Here is a 16,967-nt window from a genome sequence, read left to right as displayed (position 1 = left end):
TATAAAATGAATTTGATACAATAAAATGTATACATAACGATTTCTGACTGCGAAGGAGGCGATGACATGGTGTTAGTTGAAAATGAATTTTTCCAGTTGTATGAAAGCGTGGACAAAATCTTTATGCTTGTGCATAAAGAGGGCTTTAAACTGAAAGATTTTGAAACTATCATGAAGCAACAACGACGTTTAAAATTAACGAGCTTTCAAGAGTTACGCCAAGCGTTACAAACCCCTGCGTCGACACCATATGAAATTGGTGTTTGGTTGCCTGTTATTGTACTAAGTATTTCGAAGGATTCCATGCTCGTATCATTACAAGTAAATGACCCACATGATGCGCTTGTGCAAAATGAAGAGCAATTAAACAAACAAATTAGTACGCTTGCTGAGGAGATGGGATTGCGCTGTCAGTTAGTGCATGTGACACCTGAACAAGTTGTTGATACGAAAAATCTCATAGTAGGACAAGGCATTGCGCCAGAACGTGGTACCGATGCCATTGTTAATTACTTTGAAAATCCTGTAAAAAAACCGATGATTCGTGAAGATGGCCGCGCGGATTATTTTGATATGAATTTTATTTGTGAAATTGAAAAAAATCAATGGCTTGGTGAAAAAATTCCGGCAACTGAAGGAGAAAGCGGCATTAATGTATATGGTGAAATCGTGACGGCTCTTGCCGGGAACGATGCCTCGTTGCGCTATGATCCAAGTTCCGTTTACGAAAGTGACGAAGATGGACACATCGTTTTACGTGCGCGTCATAGCGGCGTGTTAGACATTGCAGATGGAATTGTGAAACTACTGCAACATTTGACGATTACTGGCGATGTCGGCATTGAAACCGGCAATTTGGATTTTAAAGGGTCGATTTTAATTACAGGAACGGTGACACCGGGTTTTCGTGTGCGTGCACTTGGCGATATTTCAATTGAAGGCAATACCGGCGTGACCGGTGCGGAATTGATTGAATCGCTTGTCGGCGATGTTAATATTCGCGGTGGTATTTTTGGTAACAATACGATGGTCGTGCGCGCCGGGAAAAACATTTATGCCAAACATGCAAATGATGTTGTGCTTGAAGCGATGGAGGATATTTACATTAGCAATTATGCGATGGGTGCGCATTTAGTAGCGCAAAATGTTTATTTAGATGAACATCACGGCAAAATTATCGGTGGCGACACATCGGTGACACAATCGATTAAAGTGGCGTATGTTGGCAATCAGCATGAACGCCGAACGAATTTAACGGTCATTGTGCCAGACCGTGCCGAGCGTATGGCCGAGGCACGTGCGCTTGCCGATGAATCGGAAATGTTGAAAGAAGACTATAAAAAGCGCGAGTTGCAAGTGGCACAACTCGAATCGTTTTACGATAAGATGACGCAACAACAGCGCTTTGCGTTTGAAAACTCGAAGCAGGCAGCCACTACGTTAAAAAAACGTATTATTCAATTGGATGAACAAATTCAAACGGTGTTGTTAAGTGTGCGACTAGTCGGCAAAGAAGAAATTTCCGTAACGAAAGAAGCGTATCCAGGTACCGTTGTACAAATTGGAAAGTATTCGAGTATGCTAAGAAAAACGACATGTGGTTCGTTTAAAGTAGAAGGCGGTGAATTAAATGTCTAAATTACCAATTTATGCGCATCGTGGTGTGATTACGACAGCACCTGAAAACTCGATTGCGGCGTTTGCACAAGCGCTCTTAGAACATGCAGATGGCATCGAATTCGATGTGCAGTTAACGAAAGACTTTGTCGCAATCGTGACGCATGATTTGAATGTAAAGCGTTTAACCGGCAAAAATTTTCAGTTAAATGAAGTTCCATACAATCAAGTTCGCACGTTAACAGTAGGTAAGCGCTTGTTTAAAAAGGGGACGTCATTACTAACGTTTGATGCGTTACTCGCATGGCTTATACCATTACAAATTCCTGTTAATATCGAATTAAAAGAGTCGTTTGTCGGTCAATTTGCGGCCGTAGAATCGATCGTTAAAAAATGCGAGCGCTTACAGCATGTGCATATTTCATCGTTTCATGAAGAAATTTTATATGATGTGAAGCGTATCAATCCATCGCTTGAAACGGCGTTTATTCCGAAAAAAGCGTACGATTGGGCAAACTTAACCGAAGCGCCGCATATCGATGTCGTTCATGCGAATAAAACACGTTATTATAAAGCGCGTTACTTGCAAGCAGCTGACGATGCCGGCAAAAAATTACGCTTTTACAATGTTACAGGACAAGAAAAATTTTTGACACAACCACATAAAACGGTCATTGGCTGGATTACCGATTATCCATATGCCGTCTATCAAAACAGTGTATCGTAGTACAGATACACTGTTTTTTCCATTTACTAGGCGGAGAAAGTTTTCTGCTATAGAACAATGAATATTTTTTCAGAAAATTTTAAATGCAAGCGTATACATATTTTTTAGCTACAATAGGCATGGAATGTTCTAATAAAATTAGTTTTTTAATGAGTTTATGTGATAATGATAGACGTGAAAATAGGTAGGAAGCGCGATATTATCCATTTTTATACTTTTAAGACAACGAAACTTTGTGTAAAATAGGGCTAGAATCATTGAAGGGGGGAAGCGTCTACGCGACCGTATGACAAACTTAAAAGAAGTAACATTTGAAAAGCCTTCTTACGACCAATGGCAAGAGGCTGCTGTTAAGCAATTAAAAGGAAAACCTTTTGAATCGCTTTTAACAAAAACTATCGAGGGTATCACTCTAGAACCTCTATACACAGAGGAACGCTTACTGGAGGCGCTTGATGGTAAATTAGAGGAACAAGTATCAACTGTACGTGCATTAAAAGCAGATGGTGACTTTGGGGTAGCACAACAAGCTTTCGGTTCTTCAATCGAAGAATTTGTAGCACAAACAAATGATGCAATTGAGCGCGGAGCTGAATATGTAACTGTAGGGAAAGTGAGCTTTAGCTGGGATGAAGCGGCATTAAAACAATTAGCTGCCTTAATCGATACGCATAAGCAAGTTGTTCTTTACGTTGACGATAAAGAAGTATTAAATGTTTTCAACCTTGTAACAGATAAAGCAGTGAAAGGGTTTATCGTCTCAGCAGAAACGGTAGAACTTGCTGACTTTGCGAATGTGCGCACATTCAATGCCAACACGCAAGCAGCGCATTATGAAGGTGCCAATGCGACACAAGAATTAGCGATTGCGCTAGCACAAGCAGCAGAATTTTTAGGACAAGATTTTGCAGGCAATGAACAAAAATTCTTTGCTTCATTTGCTATCGATCCACAATTCTTTATGGAAATCGCAAAAATTCGTGCATTCCGCGTATTATGGAAAGCATTTGCACAAGCATACGGTGTTACAGCACCACAACCCGTACAAATCGTAACGGAAACATCGCTACGTTCATTCTCTAAATTAGATGTTTATGTTAACTTATTGCGTGCAGGCAACGAAGCCTTCTCAGCAGTAATCGGTGGCGCAGACGTTGTAACGGTACACCCACACAACATTTTAACAGGTCCAACAAATCAATCTGTGCGTATCGCGCGTAACGCAGCGCTTGTTATTAAAGAAGAATCGCATGTCACAAAAGTATTAGACCCAGCAGGTGGTTCATACTTCGTTGAGTCATTAACACATGACCTTGTGAAAAATGCTTGGGCATACTTCTTAGAAATTCAAGCAGCAGGTGGCTATACAGCGGCGCAAGGAAAAATCGCAGCAGACGTAAAAGCAGTTTGGGATAAACGTCTTGCGGATGTTGAAACACGTAAAGCGGTATTAGTTGGTACAAACAACTTCGCAGATGCTACAGAAGAAGTACCGACAGAAAGCTTTGTTGACGTGAATCGTTTAGCACAGCCATTCGAGCAATTACGCGTTGATTATAAAGAAAACCCAGTAAACGTCACGGTACTTGCTTACGGTGAACTGAAAAAAATTAAACCACGTACTGATTTCGTAACAGGTATTTTCGCAACTGCAGGTGTGACAGCAAATGTAACAGAGCCGTTCACAGATGTAGAAGCAGCGAAAAACTTCGTTGCAACAACAGATGCGCAAGTGATTGTGTTCTCAGCTGTTGATGAAGATGTTCAAGATGTATTACCACAAATCGTTGCGTCAAAACAACCAGGGACATTATTAGATGTTGCCGGTAAATTTGAACTTGACGGTGTTGACGGTGCTTTATACGCAGGCATGAACATTTACGAAAAACTTGAAGGCATTCAAACAAGCCTTAAGGAGGTACAACGATGAGCGTGAATTTTGAGGCAATTGATATTGAAGAAGTATTAACAAAAGAAGCATACGATAAAAAAGACGACACGTTTATGACAAACGAAGACATCGAAGTCAAACACGTCTACACAAAAGAAGATACACAAGGCTTAAAACATTTAAATGATGTTGCGGGTGTGACACCAAATACACGCGGTCCTTACCCAACGATGTATGTTGGCCGTCCTTGGACAATTCGTCAATACGCAGGTTTCTCAACTGCCGAAGAATCAAATGCGTTCTATCGCCGTAACTTAGCGATGGGTCAAAAAGGTTTATCGGTTGCATTTGACCTTGCAACACACCGTGGCTATGACTCAGATCACCCACGTGTAACAGGTGACGTTGGTAAAGCCGGCGTAGCCATCGACTCTGTAGAAGATACGAAAATTTTATTCGCTGGTATTCCATTAGACCAAATGTCGGTATCGATGACAATGAACGGTGCGGTATTACCGATCCTAGCATTCTACATCGTGACAGCGGAAGAACAAGGCGTATCACCAGAAAAATTATCAGGTACGATTCAAAATGATATTTTAAAAGAATACATGGTACGTAACACATACATTTATCCACCAGCAATGTCGATGAAAATTATCGCAGACATTTTTGAATATACATCAAAATTCATGCCGAAATTTAACTCGATTTCAATTTCTGGTTACCATATTCAAGAAGCAGGCGCAACAAATGATATCGAGCTTGGCTACACATTAGCAGATGGCCTTGAATATGCGCGTACTGGTTTACAAGCTGGTATCGACATCGATAAATTTGCACCGCGTTTATCATTCTTCTGGGCAATCGGTATGAACTACTACATGGAAATCGCAAAAATGCGTGCAGCGCGCCGTATTTGGGCACAATTAATGAGCCAGTTCAACCCAGAAAACGCGAAAACACAATCATTACGTACGCACTCACAAACTTCTGGTTGGTCGCTAACAGAGCAAGATCCATTCAACAACGTGACACGTACATTAATCGAAGCGAACGCGGCGACAATGGGGCATACGCAATCGCTGCATACGAACGCGTTAGATGAAGCCATCGCTCTTCCTACTGACTTCTCAGCACGTATCGCACGTAATACGCAATTGTTCTTACAAAACGAAACAGGTATGACAAAAACGATTGACCCATGGGGCGGTTCATATTACGTTGAGAAATTAACGGATGAATTAACAAAATCTGCATGGGAATTAATCGAAGAAGTTGAAGGCTTAGGCGGTATGGCAAAAGCAATCGACACAGGTCTTCCAAAAATGAAAGTCGAAGAAGCGGCAGCAAAACGCCAAGCGAAAATCGACTCAAATGCCGAAACAATTATCGGTGTCAATAAATATCGTTTAACAGAAGAAGAACCAATCGAAATCTTAGATATCGATAACACATTAGTACGTCAATCACAAATTGACCGTATTAACAACATGAAAGACGCGCGCGATGAAGCAGTCGTACAACAACATTTAGCACGTCTAACAAAAGCTGCGGAAACAGGCGAAGAAAACTTATTAGCGGTAGCAGTTGACGCGGCACGTGCACGCGCGACACTGGGCGAAATCTCAGACGCGATTGAAAACGTATCAGGTCGTCATAAAGCAGTTATCCGTTCAATTAGTGGGGTGTACGCTACGAACTACTCAGATCAAGATGCCATTTCAGAAGTAAAACAAATGACAGACGAATTTTTAGAAGCAGAAGGTCGTCGCCCACGTATTCTTGTTGCCAAAATGGGGCAAGATGGTCATGACCGTGGTGCGAAAGTTGTCGCGACAGCTTATGCAGACTTTGGTTTTGACGTTGATATTTCACCATTATTCATGACGCCAGAAGAAACAGCGATTATGGCTGTTGAAAATGACGTCCATGTTGTCGGTGTATCATCACTTGCGGCAGGTCACAAAACGCTTGTACCAGAATTAATCGCAGAGCTTAAAAAATTAGGTCGTGAAGATATTATCGTAATCGTTGGTGGCGTGGTGCCAGCACAAGATTATGACTATTTATATGAATGCGGTGCAAAAGCAATCTTTGGCCCTGGTACTGTATTGCCAATCGCATCTCAAAAAATTATTGAGCTTATCTACGAACAATTAGGTTACGAGGCTGAATAATGAACGATAAAAAATCGGCTTTATTTGTCCAGCCAGGGGTTGCAGCCACTCATGATGGCATGCAGGCGACAACGCGCCGTAAGTTCGTTCGACGTAAAAAGAAAGAAATCGATTTTGACGCTGCGGTAGCTGATATCCGTTCGGGTGATCGCATCCGCTTAGCAAAAGCGATTACGTTACTAGAAAGCTCAAATACAGACGATAAAGTGCTCGGTCAAGAACTCTTAAAACGTTTGTTGCCGTATACAGGAAACAGTATCCGCCTCGGCATTACCGGTGTACCTGGAGCCGGCAAGAGTACGTTCATTGAAACATTTGGTAAAATGCTTTGTGACCAAGGCCATAAAGTAGCGGTGCTCGCAATCGACCCATCTTCTAGTGTGACGGGCGGCAGTATTTTAGGCGATAAAACGCGCATGGAAGAATTATCGCGCGAAAAAAATGCCTTTATTCGCCCAAGTCCATCTGCGGGGACACTCGGTGGCGTTCATCGTAAAACGCGTGAGACGATGTTGCTTTGTGAAGCGGCTGGCTACGATATCATTTTGATTGAAACAGTCGGCGTCGGACAAAGTGAAACGGCTGTCCGCAATATGGTCGATTTCTTCTTGCTGCTTGTGTTAACAGGTGCAGGGGACGAATTACAAGGCATGAAAAAAGGCATCATGGAATTAGCAGACGGCATTTTAGTGCATAAGGCAGATGGTGATAATCTTCGTAATGCGAAGAAAACGGCGATGGAGTATAAGCAAATCTTGCATTTACTACAGCCGGCGACACCAGGCTGGACGACGCGCACGCTAACGGCTTCTTCATATGAAAAAACCGGCTTCGATAAAGTATTCAAAACATTGGATGATTTTAAAGAAACAGCGCTTGAAAACCATGTGTGGCATGAACGACGCAATAGTCAAACGACCGATTGGTTCCGCCAAATGATCTTAGACAAATTAGTCGATGATTTTTACGGTACAGCAGGTCGTAAAGATGAAGTTGCGAAGCTAGAACAAGCGATTTTAAATGGCAATTTAACAGTGGCTCAAGGAATTGAAACATTGTTTAAACCATAAAAAAAGGCTTCTTACACAATTGTGTAGGAAGCTTTTTTGCTTGTCGTTAAACGCGCATTAAAAAGGGGCTGGGACAAAATAGTTCATTTTTCTTATGCTCATCTGAGATAGTATTTTTACACCTATGTCCCAGCCTCTTTAATACCAGACGTTATTCAACAGGTACCCAAATCTCGATATGCTCTAAGTTTTGTCCGATGTATTTTTCAAAACTAATGCCTGGACGATGCGTATAGTCTTGATGGCTATTAAGTGCCTGGAATGTTGGCTCAATTTCGCTGAGCTGATGAATGGTACCAACAAGGTAGCGGCCGCTTGGAATCGGCACGGCAATCGATTCGACTTCTTTTGGCATGTTTTCCTCTTTGACACCGGCTAAATAGTCAATGCCGTCTTCGGTAAATGAAATGCAAACACCATAAAGTACATCTGTGTTTACTTCATAATCATCTAATACGTCGGCAAGCTCTTGCCATTGATCCGAAATATCAGAGATTCTTCCCTCATAAACGTTTAGGCCGCGAATTACTTCATCGGCAATCGTTTCAATACGTGTTTGCATAAAATCCATCCTCTCTATTCCAAAATCATCGGTGCATGCACCTTATACTCATTATAACGTAGAAGGCATAAAGTTTCGAACAATTCTTGAAATATTCGAAAATTTTAAAAACATCGATGTTCAACGGGATTTTTCGATGTTAAAATAAAGAAAATAGTTGAAGTGAGAAGGGGAGTTTTGCGCATGCTATCAAAGACTCATTTTCAAGTTCAGGAACTATCGAAAATTTTAAGCGTTATTGCTGCTGTGTCATTGTTAGGTATGGTTGTTAGCTATTTCGTCTATGGCTATCAACATCATTATGCGGCACTTATTTTTATTATTATGACGCTTTTCATCGCTTCAATGATATTTCACGATAAAAATAAAGTGAACCGCACACAATCTAAGTAGGAACCTTTGAAATCGGAGGCGTAGGCTGTTATAGTAAGGTGAATAGAGTGAAAGGGGCTAATTAATATGGCAATGGAACACGATTTATTATATCAATCAATGATTAATCAATGCCGTTCGGAGTTAACGGAAAACGGTTATACAGAATTACGCACAGCAGAAGCAGTAGATGAGGCTGTAAAACAACAAGGTACGACATTATTTATGGTCAACTCAGTATGTGGTTGCGCTGGCGGTATCGCACGTCCAGCAGCAGTGTATTCACAAAACTACCCAAAACGTCCGGATCATTTCGTGACGGTTTTTGCTGGTCAAGATAAAGAAGCAACGGCGATGGCACGTATGCTATTTGGTGAAGATCATATTCCATCATCACCATCATTTGTTTTAATGAAAGATGGTCAAGCAGTAGCAGAGCTTCCTCGTCACCAAATCGAAGGTCATGACCCAGTAAGCGTTGTGACGAGCTTACAAGGTTACTTCGAAGATTATTGTGAAGAACTGTAGGAACTGAAACAACTCAGAAACCGTGCGTAGGCGCGGTTTTTGTGCGTTTCAAGCAATTTTGAATGATGGAGGGGCAGATGATGAGGAAATTTAAAATCGGCTTTCGTACGATTAAAACGGCTATTGGTGTGGCACTCGCGATTTGGCTCGCTTCTTTTTTGAACTTGGAGTACTATACGAGCGCCGGGATTTTAACAATTTTAAGCATTCAAACGACAAAACGTAAATCACTACATGCGATTTATACGCGCATTGTCGCGTCAGTTCTTGTCTTGGCGATGAGTTATGTCTTTTTCACATTTCTCGGCTATAACGCGCTTGTATTAGGCTTATTAGTATTGTTCCTTTTACCGGTGTTAGTCATGTTAAAGGTAACGCCAGGATTTGTGTCATCGTCCGTTATTTTATTGCATATTTTTAATGAGCAACAGTTTACGCTCGCATTATTAAAAAATGAATTGTTAATTATGCTTGTCGGCTTTGGCGTCGGCTTTTTAGTCAATATGCAAATGCCGGATATCGAACGTGAATTAAATCGCTATCGCATTGCGCTTGAAAAAAATTATAGTGCGATTTTTCGTGAGATTGCGAAATATTTACGCGAAGGGGATACGAACTGGAATGGTCACGAGCTATTGTTGGCGACCGAAGCAGTTAATAAAGGAAAATCTCTCGCCTACCAAGATGTTGAAAACCATATTACGCGGAAAGAAAACCTATTTTATCGCTATTTTGATATCCGCGAGCAACAACTTGAAATTATTGAGCGTATATTGCCAAAAATCACAAACTTGCCGACAATTGTCACGCAGGCGCATGTCGTCGCAGATTTTATGGAAGAGCTCTCAAACAACGTTCACTCAGGTAATACGGCTGTAAAATATCGCCGTAAATTGGCGCAGGTGAAAAAAGAATTCCAAGCGCTCCCACTACCAACAACACATGAAGAGTTTGTGGCGATGGCATCGCTGTATCAATTTCTTGAAGAGATGGACCATTATTTATCGATTAAACAAAACTTTAAAGGCTTAAAAATTAAAAAAGGGAAACCGGTATTTAATTAAAAAAGGAGGAAGCGTTTAGAACGCTTCCTCCTTTTTTCGTAGATGGTCGAACGATTATAGTAGCATTGTTAGACCAAATGCAACCGATGATACGACCATAATAACAGCCATTAAAATAACAACGGCTTTCTGGAATTTTTTGTTACCCATTATGTCGACTCCTTCATAACTATTGACCATAGTGTACCAAATCTTTTTTTGTAGCGCAAAGTTTACTGCACGACGAATCAACTAAAAAATGTTAGTTGAAAATAGTGTATTACAAATAATGTAAATGAAAACCTTTTTGAATGTTCATTGAAAATAGTTATAGTACAGATTAAAAAAACTGAAAATTTGCACTTGTAGTTGCTATGTTGCAAAAACATGCGTACAAAATAGTGCATAAAAAACAAAAAATGCTCTTTTTTACGATAAAACTAGATTTTTTTTAGAATTCCGCTAACATAAGAGTATACATTTGTATGATTTAAAATTTTCTATTAATTAATCAACTGAAGGGGTTTAGTAGAGAATTTTACATTTTTTCGTTACACTTGTGTTATACAACAAAAAGGAGTTGGGGACTCGTGGAGAATGTAGATCACATTGGCATCGCCGTTAAAAATATTGACGAGCGCATTGCATATTACACTGATGTGTTAGGCATGAACTTGGAGAAAGTCGAAGAAGTAGAATCAGAACAAGTGAAGGTCGCTTTCCTTGATGGTGGCAATACACACATCGAGTTATTGGAACCGCTTTCTGAGACATCTGCGATTCACGGCTATCTAGAAAAACGTGGCGAAGGAATTCACCACATCGCATTAAAAGTCAAAGGCATTGAACAAGAAATGGAACGTATGAAAGCTGAAGGAGCTCGCTTACTTTCTGACCAACCGAAAATCGGTGCTGGCGGCGCAAAAGTAGTGTTTATTCACCCGAAATCATCTTTCGGTGTTCTTTATGAATTAGTAGATCGAGGCTAAGAAAAGGAGCAATCAGAAACTATGGATATGTATGATAAAATTAATGAATTATATGATAAAAAACGCACAATCGAAATGGGTGGCGGTGACGTCCGCATTGAAAAACAACACGCTAAAGGCAAATTAACAGCTCGCGAGCGTATTGATTTATTATTAGACGAAGGTACATTCGTTGAAATTAACCCATTCGTACAACACCGTACAGTAGACTTCGGTATGCAAGGCTTAGAGGGTCCTGGCGATGGTGTCGTAACGGGTTACGGTAAAGTAAATGGCCGTCCAATTTACTTATTCTCTCAAGACTTCACCGTATTCGGTGGCGCTCTTGGTGAAATGCACGCCAACAAAATTGCGAACGTAATGGACTTAGCAGCGAAAAACGGTGCACCATTTATCGGCATTAACGATTCAGGTGGCGCGCGTATTCAAGAAGGCGTATTATCACTTGATGGTTACGGTAAAGTATTCTACCGCAATTCCATTTTCTCGGGTGTGATTCCTCAAATCTCAGTAATCATGGGCCCATGTGCTGGTGGTGCCGTATATTCTCCAGCAATCACTGACTTTATCTTAATGGTTGATAAAACATCACAAATGTTTATCACAGGTCCAAAAGTTATCGAAACAGTAACAGGCGAAAAAATCTCTGCTGAAGGTCTTGGTGGTTCGAAAGTACATAATGCAGTAAGCGGTAATGCTCACTTCCGAGCTTCTGGCGAACAAGAAGCAATTGACCAAATTAAGCAATTATTAAGCTACTTACCACAAAATAATACAGAAAAAGCGCCGCGCGTTGAGTTCAACGAAGCAGATCACGAACGTCCAGAGTTATTAGATATCGTTCCAACAGATCAAACAAAAGCGTATGATGTTCGTAAAGTAGTAGAACAAGTAGCAGACCCAGGTACATTCATGGAAGTACAAAAAGACTTCGCGAAAAATATCGTTGTTGGTTTTGCACGCATCGATGGTGAATCAGTAGGTCTTGTATGTAACCAACCAAAAGTACTTGCTGGTGGTTTAGATATCGATTCATCTGATAAATTAGCTCGTTTCGTGCGTACTTGTGACGCATACAACGTGCCAATTATTACATTCGAAGACGTATCTGGTTTCTTCCCAGGTGTTAAACAAGAGCACGGTGGTATTATCCGTCACGGCGCGAAAATCCTTTATGCTTACTCAGAAGCAACGGTACCAAAAATTACAGTTATCCTGCGTAAAGCTTACGGTGGCGCATATGTGGCACTTAACTCAAAAGCAATCGGTGCCGATATGGTATTCGCTTGGCCAAATGCTGAAATCGCCGTTATGGGTGCAGCAGGTGCAGCAAATATTATCCACGCAAGCGAAATTGCAAAATCAGACGATCCAGAAGCGTTACGCGCTCAAAAAATCGAAGAATACAAAGAAAAATTCGCAAATCCATACGTTGCGGCTAGCTACGGCTTAGTTGATGACGTTATTGATCCTCGCGATACACGTATCAAGTTAATGCAATCACTTGAAATGTTACGCAACAAAAAAGAAGATCGCCCAGCGAAAAAACACGGCAATATTCCACTATAAGTCGACTAATTGCTCGAACATCGGACCTCGTTGTAGGTTCGATGTTTTTTTATGTTTACTATCAAAAAACAAGCGATTGTCAGTAAAAAATGCGTATACTACTACATAAGGAGGGATTTTCATGACAATTATTGAACAACTACAACAGCGTAAACCGGTCATCTGGCATAATCCGCAAGTCGAACAGGAACCAACACATTTTTTATTTGAACGTGTGTTAATTGATGAAGCTGATGCAAGATTGCAGCGCTTTGCGTCGTATTTTATCGAATCATTCCCTGAAACGATTGCGACGCAGGGCATCATTGAATCCCCATTAACGGCATTACGAAAACTTGGGCACGATTTTAATGCCGACGTTTTGTTAAAACGTGATGACGTTTTGCCAGTAAGTGGTTCTATTAAGGCGCGCGGGGGTATACATGAAGTGTTAGTACTTGCCGAAGCGATTGCGCGAGAAGCGGGTCTTGTGACAACTGCTCAGTCTTACAAAGCATTTGCCACACACCCAATAATTACAGAACTCGCCAAGCATACGATCGTCGTTGGCTCAACGGGCAACTTAGGGCTGTCGATTGGGATTATGAGTGCAAAGTTAGGTTTTCGTGTTGTTGTGCATATGTCACATGACGCGAAGCAATGGAAAAAAGACATGTTGCGCGCGAAAGGCGTAGAAGTAGTCGAACATGAAGGGGATTATAGCGTTGCGGTTGATACCGGCCGAAAGGAAGCCGACGCGGATTCATGGAGCCATTTTATTGATGATGAAAATTCGCAGCAATTGTTTGCGGGCTATGCGGTAGCAGCACGCCGTCTTGCCAAGCAATTGCCACAGCAACCGACACTTAAGAAGCCACTCGTTGTCTACATTCCTTGTGGTGTAGGCGGTGGTCCTGGTGGTGTTATTTATGGCTTGAAGGCGCAGTTTGGCGCTGCTGTGAAATGCTTTATGGTCGAGCCGATTGAGTCGCCTTGTATGCTATTAGGCATGGCAACAGGCAAACATGATGCGATTTGCGTTGAAGATATTGGCTTAACGAATCAAACGATTGCAGATGGCTTAGCAGTCGGTCGCCCGTCTCGCTTTGTCGGCCGTTTAATGGAACCGCTACTTGATGGTATCGTGACGGTGTCCGATGAACGCTTATGCCAATTACAACGACAGTTATGGGCGCGCGAACATATTTATGTTGAATCGTCTGCAGCAGCGGGCTTTGCTGGCTTAGAGCTAGTAGCATCACATTATCCAACAGCACAGCATATTGTCTGGGCGACAGGCGGTGGCCTCGTACCACAATCGGAAAAAAGTCAAGAGTTTGTGTAATTCAACAAGGCAGGTGCTGTATTATTTTGTATAATAGAACAAGGAGCATTATCGAATGACAACAGGAGGTGCAGTAGGTGGGTTTTTGGAATAAACAAAAGCGTTTACAAGAGGAAGAACCTCGCCTAACGCTTGAACGAGAAGGTCATGCAGTCGCCATTGAACTCGATCATCGCTATATTGATATTCGCATTCAAAAACCATATATCGATGTTATTGAGACGATTCACTTTTACAATGAATTGCTTGATGGCAAAACGCGCGAACAGATGGCATTGAATGCGCGCGCCATTGAATTTTTTGCGCAATTTACGAAAGTGCCACTTGGCAATGCATATGATTTTTTCCAAACGCTTGTATTTTTTTATTACAAGCATTATCAAGATGAAAGCTGTCCATTTCAGGGGAGCGATTTAACGTTTATTTTTTCACGTGTCGCCATTGATATTTACAATCATATTCAAGAAGACATCACAGACGTACATATGACATTAGAAGAAATAGAAACACGTCATCCGCGCGCTTTTTATTTCCACGAAGGCGATGTTGAGCTTGCGGGTATGCGCTTTGTTCGTGAAGCAAAGCTATTAATGCCAACGTTACTGCCAGTCGAAAAACAGCAGCTTGAAACGTTTAATAATTTTTTGTTAGCGCAGGAAATGCAAGAAATTAGCCAGGATATTCAAGGAGATGTGGCACGCTTTTTAGATGCGTATGCACTACTATCCTATGAACAGTTTGACCAACTTTATCAACTGCTGATGCATAATCAATCAATCGTTGAGGAACAGCAACACATTCATATTATGGGCATGAAATATATTTATATTCCAAACGTGGATATTGAGCGTGCATTACAAGCGATTCGTGTCTATCATTTGCAGCGTGCGCTGGAAGAAGGGCTACGCAACTATTTATCGCTTTATGAAGGAGCGACCGCGACCGTCTTAGGTATTATTGATTTTATGAACGACGAAAATGAGCGTTTATATGCCGATATAGACCCGACTATTTTTGAAAATAATCAACGTTATTTAAATTTATTTTTTAACGATTATTGTTTTGAACATCAGATTGAAGAAGGACGAGATTCTCCGCGTGTGCGCCAATTTTTACATGCGCTCGCAAAAGATTATACGCGTCAAAAAGCAAAGCAACATGGCGGCTTGATGAAATGCACGGCCATCATTAAAAACGCGCTTAGCAAACATCGCTTGATGGGCCACGATAATTAACGAAGATAAAAATTTTGTGGTATAGTGTTACGTGGAAACGTAGTACAGCTACAAGCCTAACAAGATATGCTAGGCTGAATATAAAGGGGTCTTATAAGTGAATAGTCGAATTGTAGAACAATTTTTAGAATTAGTACAAATTGATTCAGAAACGTATCATGAGGAAAATATTTCGCCGGTATTGCAAACGATACTAAAAGAATTAGGTTTTGACGTTTATGTCGATGATGCGCATACGAAAAATGGTCACGCCTCAGGCAATATTATTGCGACATTAAAAGGCAATACAACGGATATCGATGCCATTTATTTCACAGCGCATATGGATACCGTTGTACCGGGTGTTGGCATTAAACCAATCATTAAAGAAGACGGCTATATTTATTCAGATGGCACAACGATTTTAGGTGCCGATGATAAAGCAGGTTTAGCGGCATTAATCGAGCTTGCACGCCGCATCAAAGAACAAAATATCGCGCATGGTGATATTCAATATGTTATTACAGCGGGTGAAGAGTCAGGTCTTGTAGGGGCAAAATTTTTAGAGCATGAAAAAGTATATGCTAAATATGGCTTTGCTGTAGATTCAGACGGTAAAATCGGTGAAATCGTTGTGGCCGCGCCGTATCAAACAAAAATTTCCGCGACATTAACAGGGAAAACAGCGCATGCAGGTGTAGAACCAGAAAAAGGAATCTCCGCGATTACGATTGCTGCCAAAGCCGTAGCGCGCATGAAACTCGGTCGTATTGACAGTGATACAACGGCAAATATCGGCCGTTTTGAAGGCGGTAAAGCAACAAATATCGTCGCTGATGAAGCAACGGTTTTAGCAGAATGTCGTTCATTAGAAAAAGACAAAGTAGAAGCACAAGCTGCCGATATGAAAGCAGCGTTTGAAGAAGCAGCAAAAGAAATGGGCGGTTCAGCAGACGTTGCTGTTGAAAATATGTACCCTGGATTCCGCTTCACGGATGACGATTTAGTCGTACAAGTAGCGCAACAAGCCGCACGCTTAATTGGTCGCGAACCAAAATTAACACAATCAGGCGGCGGTAGTGATGCCAATGTGATTGCAGGATACGGCATTCCAACGGTAAACTTAGCAGTTGGTTATGAATTTATTCATACGACAAACGAACGTATTCCAGTAGAAGAACTTGAAAAACTAGCAGATTTATTAGTTGCAATTGTTAACGTGACAACAACTGTAAAATAACTTTTTGGAGGGGCCCTATGACGAGTTCAACAGTAGTCGTCTTTCGCTGTGGCAATGAAGATTATGCCATTGCGGTGGACCAAATTATCTCAATTGAAAAAGTGGCACATATAAACCCGGTGCCACATTTACCGCATTATGTTGTGGGCTTAACGAAAAATCGCGGCGAATTACTACCGGTATTAGATTTTGAACGTATTTTATACAATCGTTCAGCAAATAGTCATGATACGCGTCTTGTCATTGTACAAGCAGATGATTTCGTCTTTGGTTTACAAGTTGTCGAAGCAAAAGAAATTTTAGTGTTATCCGATGATGTGTTAAAGCAAGTAGGGCTTGTCAACTATGCACATACAAAGTATTTTACAGCGGTTGCCAATTTAGATGATCGTATGATAACGGTTGTGTCACCCAATGTGTTATGCGATACATTAGACGGCATTAAAGAAATTAAACAATATATGGTTGAAATGAAACAGCAACAAGCAGAAGCATAAAAAAGCAGGAAGTGCGTAGCAATCGCGCTTCCTGCTTTTATTATTTTGTGGCATGCTCTGTCGCGTCTTGTTGTTGTGGGTTCCAAATGGTTAAAATAACCCCTTGATCGTTGTCTCCAGAAACGGTATAGCTACGTTCAAGCG

At 41.2% G+C, this 16,967-nt stretch carries 16 protein-coding genes; 14 read left to right on the top strand and 2 right to left on the bottom strand.

Annotation, left to right across the window (positions count from 1 at the left end; genetic code table 11):
• The first annotated feature begins 66 nt into the window (after positions 1-66).
• The 5 genes from V514_RS0106580 (at position 67) to meaB (ending at position 7,485) form a co-directional block, all read left to right on the top strand.
• The gene (locus V514_RS0106580) at positions 67-1,638 is read left to right on the top strand and encodes a DUF342 domain-containing protein (protein WP_029499101.1); all 1,572 of its coding nucleotides are present in this window, start codon (positions 67-69) and stop codon (positions 1,636-1,638) included.
• The gene (locus V514_RS0106575; protein ID WP_029499099.1) at positions 1,631-2,344 is read left to right on the top strand and encodes a glycerophosphodiester phosphodiesterase; all 714 of its coding nucleotides are present in this window, start codon (positions 1,631-1,633) and stop codon (positions 2,342-2,344) included. Before V514_RS0106580 ends, V514_RS0106575 begins: the two co-directional genes overlap by 8 nt.
• A gap of 286 nt (positions 2,345-2,630) precedes the next feature.
• Positions 2,631-4,274 carry a methylmalonyl-CoA mutase family protein gene (locus V514_RS0106570; RefSeq protein WP_029499098.1) on the top strand — a complete coding sequence of 548 codons (1,644 nt, stop codon included), beginning with the start codon at positions 2,631-2,633 and terminating at the stop codon, positions 4,272-4,274.
• A complete protein-coding gene (scpA, locus tag V514_RS0106565) occupies positions 4,271-6,415 on the top strand; it encodes a methylmalonyl-CoA mutase (RefSeq protein WP_029499097.1) in 2,145 nt (714 codons plus the stop codon). Before V514_RS0106570 ends, scpA begins: the two co-directional genes overlap by 4 nt.
• A complete protein-coding gene (gene meaB / locus V514_RS0106560; RefSeq protein WP_029499095.1) occupies positions 6,415-7,485 on the top strand; it encodes a methylmalonyl Co-A mutase-associated GTPase MeaB in 1,071 nt (356 codons plus the stop codon). The genes scpA and meaB overlap by 1 nt, the downstream gene beginning before the upstream one ends.
• A gap of 151 nt (positions 7,486-7,636) precedes the next feature.
• Here meaB and V514_RS0106555 read toward each other — a convergent pair whose 3' ends face one another.
• Positions 7,637-8,047 (bottom strand): GyrI-like domain-containing protein, encoded by a 411-nt coding sequence (locus tag V514_RS0106555; protein ID WP_029499093.1) that lies wholly within the window; start codon positions 8,045-8,047, stop codon positions 7,637-7,639.
• Positions 8,048-8,230: 183 nt separating this feature from the next.
• Here V514_RS0106555 and V514_RS0106550 point away from each other — a divergent pair, with 183 nt between their 5' ends.
• From V514_RS0106550 to V514_RS0106540, 3 genes are all read left to right on the top strand, one after another.
• A complete protein-coding gene (locus V514_RS0106550) occupies positions 8,231-8,440 on the top strand; it encodes a hypothetical protein (RefSeq protein WP_029499092.1) in 210 nt (69 codons plus the stop codon).
• A 66-nt stretch (positions 8,441-8,506) separates the two neighbouring features.
• On the top strand, positions 8,507-8,947 hold the full coding sequence (locus V514_RS0106545) for a BrxA/BrxB family bacilliredoxin (protein WP_029499091.1): 441 nt from the start codon (positions 8,507-8,509) through the stop codon (positions 8,945-8,947).
• 80 nt (positions 8,948-9,027) lie between these two features.
• Positions 9,028-10,011: an aromatic acid exporter family protein gene (locus V514_RS0106540; protein ID WP_029499090.1), complete on the top strand. Its 984-nt coding sequence runs from the start codon at positions 9,028-9,030 to the stop codon at positions 10,009-10,011.
• Positions 10,012-10,065: 54 nt separating this feature from the next.
• Here V514_RS0106540 and prli42 read toward each other — a convergent pair whose 3' ends face one another.
• Positions 10,066-10,161 (bottom strand): stressosome-associated protein Prli42, encoded by a 96-nt coding sequence (gene prli42, locus V514_RS20205; protein WP_152528946.1) that lies wholly within the window; start codon positions 10,159-10,161, stop codon positions 10,066-10,068.
• Positions 10,162-10,580: 419 nt separating this feature from the next.
• Between prli42 and mce the strand changes: the two genes are divergently transcribed.
• The 6 genes from mce (at position 10,581) to V514_RS0106505 (ending at position 16,823) form a co-directional block, all read left to right on the top strand.
• Positions 10,581-10,979 carry a methylmalonyl-CoA epimerase gene (gene mce / locus V514_RS0106530; protein ID WP_029499089.1) on the top strand — a complete coding sequence of 133 codons (399 nt, stop codon included), beginning with the start codon at positions 10,581-10,583 and terminating at the stop codon, positions 10,977-10,979.
• A gap of 21 nt (positions 10,980-11,000) precedes the next feature.
• On the top strand, positions 11,001-12,548 hold the full coding sequence (locus V514_RS0106525) for an acyl-CoA carboxylase subunit beta (RefSeq protein WP_029499088.1): 1,548 nt from the start codon (positions 11,001-11,003) through the stop codon (positions 12,546-12,548).
• A 121-nt stretch (positions 12,549-12,669) separates the two neighbouring features.
• The gene (locus V514_RS0106520; RefSeq protein ID WP_029499087.1) at positions 12,670-13,872 is read left to right on the top strand and encodes a D-serine ammonia-lyase; all 1,203 of its coding nucleotides are present in this window, start codon (positions 12,670-12,672) and stop codon (positions 13,870-13,872) included.
• 77 nt (positions 13,873-13,949) lie between these two features.
• Positions 13,950-15,107 (top strand): hypothetical protein, encoded by a 1,158-nt coding sequence (locus V514_RS0106515; protein WP_029499086.1) that lies wholly within the window; start codon positions 13,950-13,952, stop codon positions 15,105-15,107.
• A 97-nt stretch (positions 15,108-15,204) separates the two neighbouring features.
• Positions 15,205-16,326, top strand: a complete 1,122-nt coding sequence (locus V514_RS0106510; protein ID WP_029499085.1) for a M20/M25/M40 family metallo-hydrolase — start codon at positions 15,205-15,207, stop codon at positions 16,324-16,326.
• A 17-nt stretch (positions 16,327-16,343) separates the two neighbouring features.
• Positions 16,344-16,823 (top strand): chemotaxis protein CheW, encoded by a 480-nt coding sequence (locus V514_RS0106505; RefSeq protein WP_029499084.1) that lies wholly within the window; start codon positions 16,344-16,346, stop codon positions 16,821-16,823.
• Positions 16,824-16,967 lie beyond the last annotated feature (144 nt).

This window comes from Kurthia huakuii LAM0618 (genome assembly GCF_000505545.1).
GTDB classification, from domain to species: Bacteria; Bacillota; Bacilli; order Bacillales_A; family Planococcaceae; genus Kurthia; species Kurthia huakuii.
Note: the sequence above shows the minus strand (reverse complement) of the source record. Positions and strands in the feature narration are given on the sequence as shown.

Coding starts and splice junctions, on each gene's coding strand:
- V514_RS0106555 (WP_029499093.1), bottom strand. CDS start 8,047: ATGCAAACACGTATTGAAACGATTGCCGATGAAGTAATTCGCGGCCTA.
- prli42 (WP_152528946.1), bottom strand. CDS start 10,161: ATGGGTAACAAAAAATTCCAGAAAGCCGTTGTTATTTTAATGGCTGTT.
- meaB (WP_029499095.1), top strand. CDS start 6,415: ATGAACGATAAAAAATCGGCTTTATTTGTCCAGCCAGGGGTTGCAGCC.
- V514_RS0106520 (WP_029499087.1), top strand. CDS start 12,670: ATGACAATTATTGAACAACTACAACAGCGTAAACCGGTCATCTGGCAT.
- V514_RS0106570 (WP_029499098.1), top strand. CDS start 2,631: ATGACAAACTTAAAAGAAGTAACATTTGAAAAGCCTTCTTACGACCAA.
- V514_RS0106540 (WP_029499090.1), top strand. CDS start 9,028: ATGAGGAAATTTAAAATCGGCTTTCGTACGATTAAAACGGCTATTGGT.
- V514_RS0106525 (WP_029499088.1), top strand. CDS start 11,001: ATGGATATGTATGATAAAATTAATGAATTATATGATAAAAAACGCACA.
- V514_RS0106550 (WP_029499092.1), top strand. CDS start 8,231: ATGCTATCAAAGACTCATTTTCAAGTTCAGGAACTATCGAAAATTTTA.
- scpA (WP_029499097.1), top strand. CDS start 4,271: ATGAGCGTGAATTTTGAGGCAATTGATATTGAAGAAGTATTAACAAAA.
- V514_RS0106575 (WP_029499099.1), top strand. CDS start 1,631: ATGTCTAAATTACCAATTTATGCGCATCGTGGTGTGATTACGACAGCA.
- V514_RS0106545 (WP_029499091.1), top strand. CDS start 8,507: ATGGCAATGGAACACGATTTATTATATCAATCAATGATTAATCAATGC.
- V514_RS0106505 (WP_029499084.1), top strand. CDS start 16,344: ATGACGAGTTCAACAGTAGTCGTCTTTCGCTGTGGCAATGAAGATTAT.
- V514_RS0106580 (WP_029499101.1), top strand. CDS start 67: ATGGTGTTAGTTGAAAATGAATTTTTCCAGTTGTATGAAAGCGTGGAC.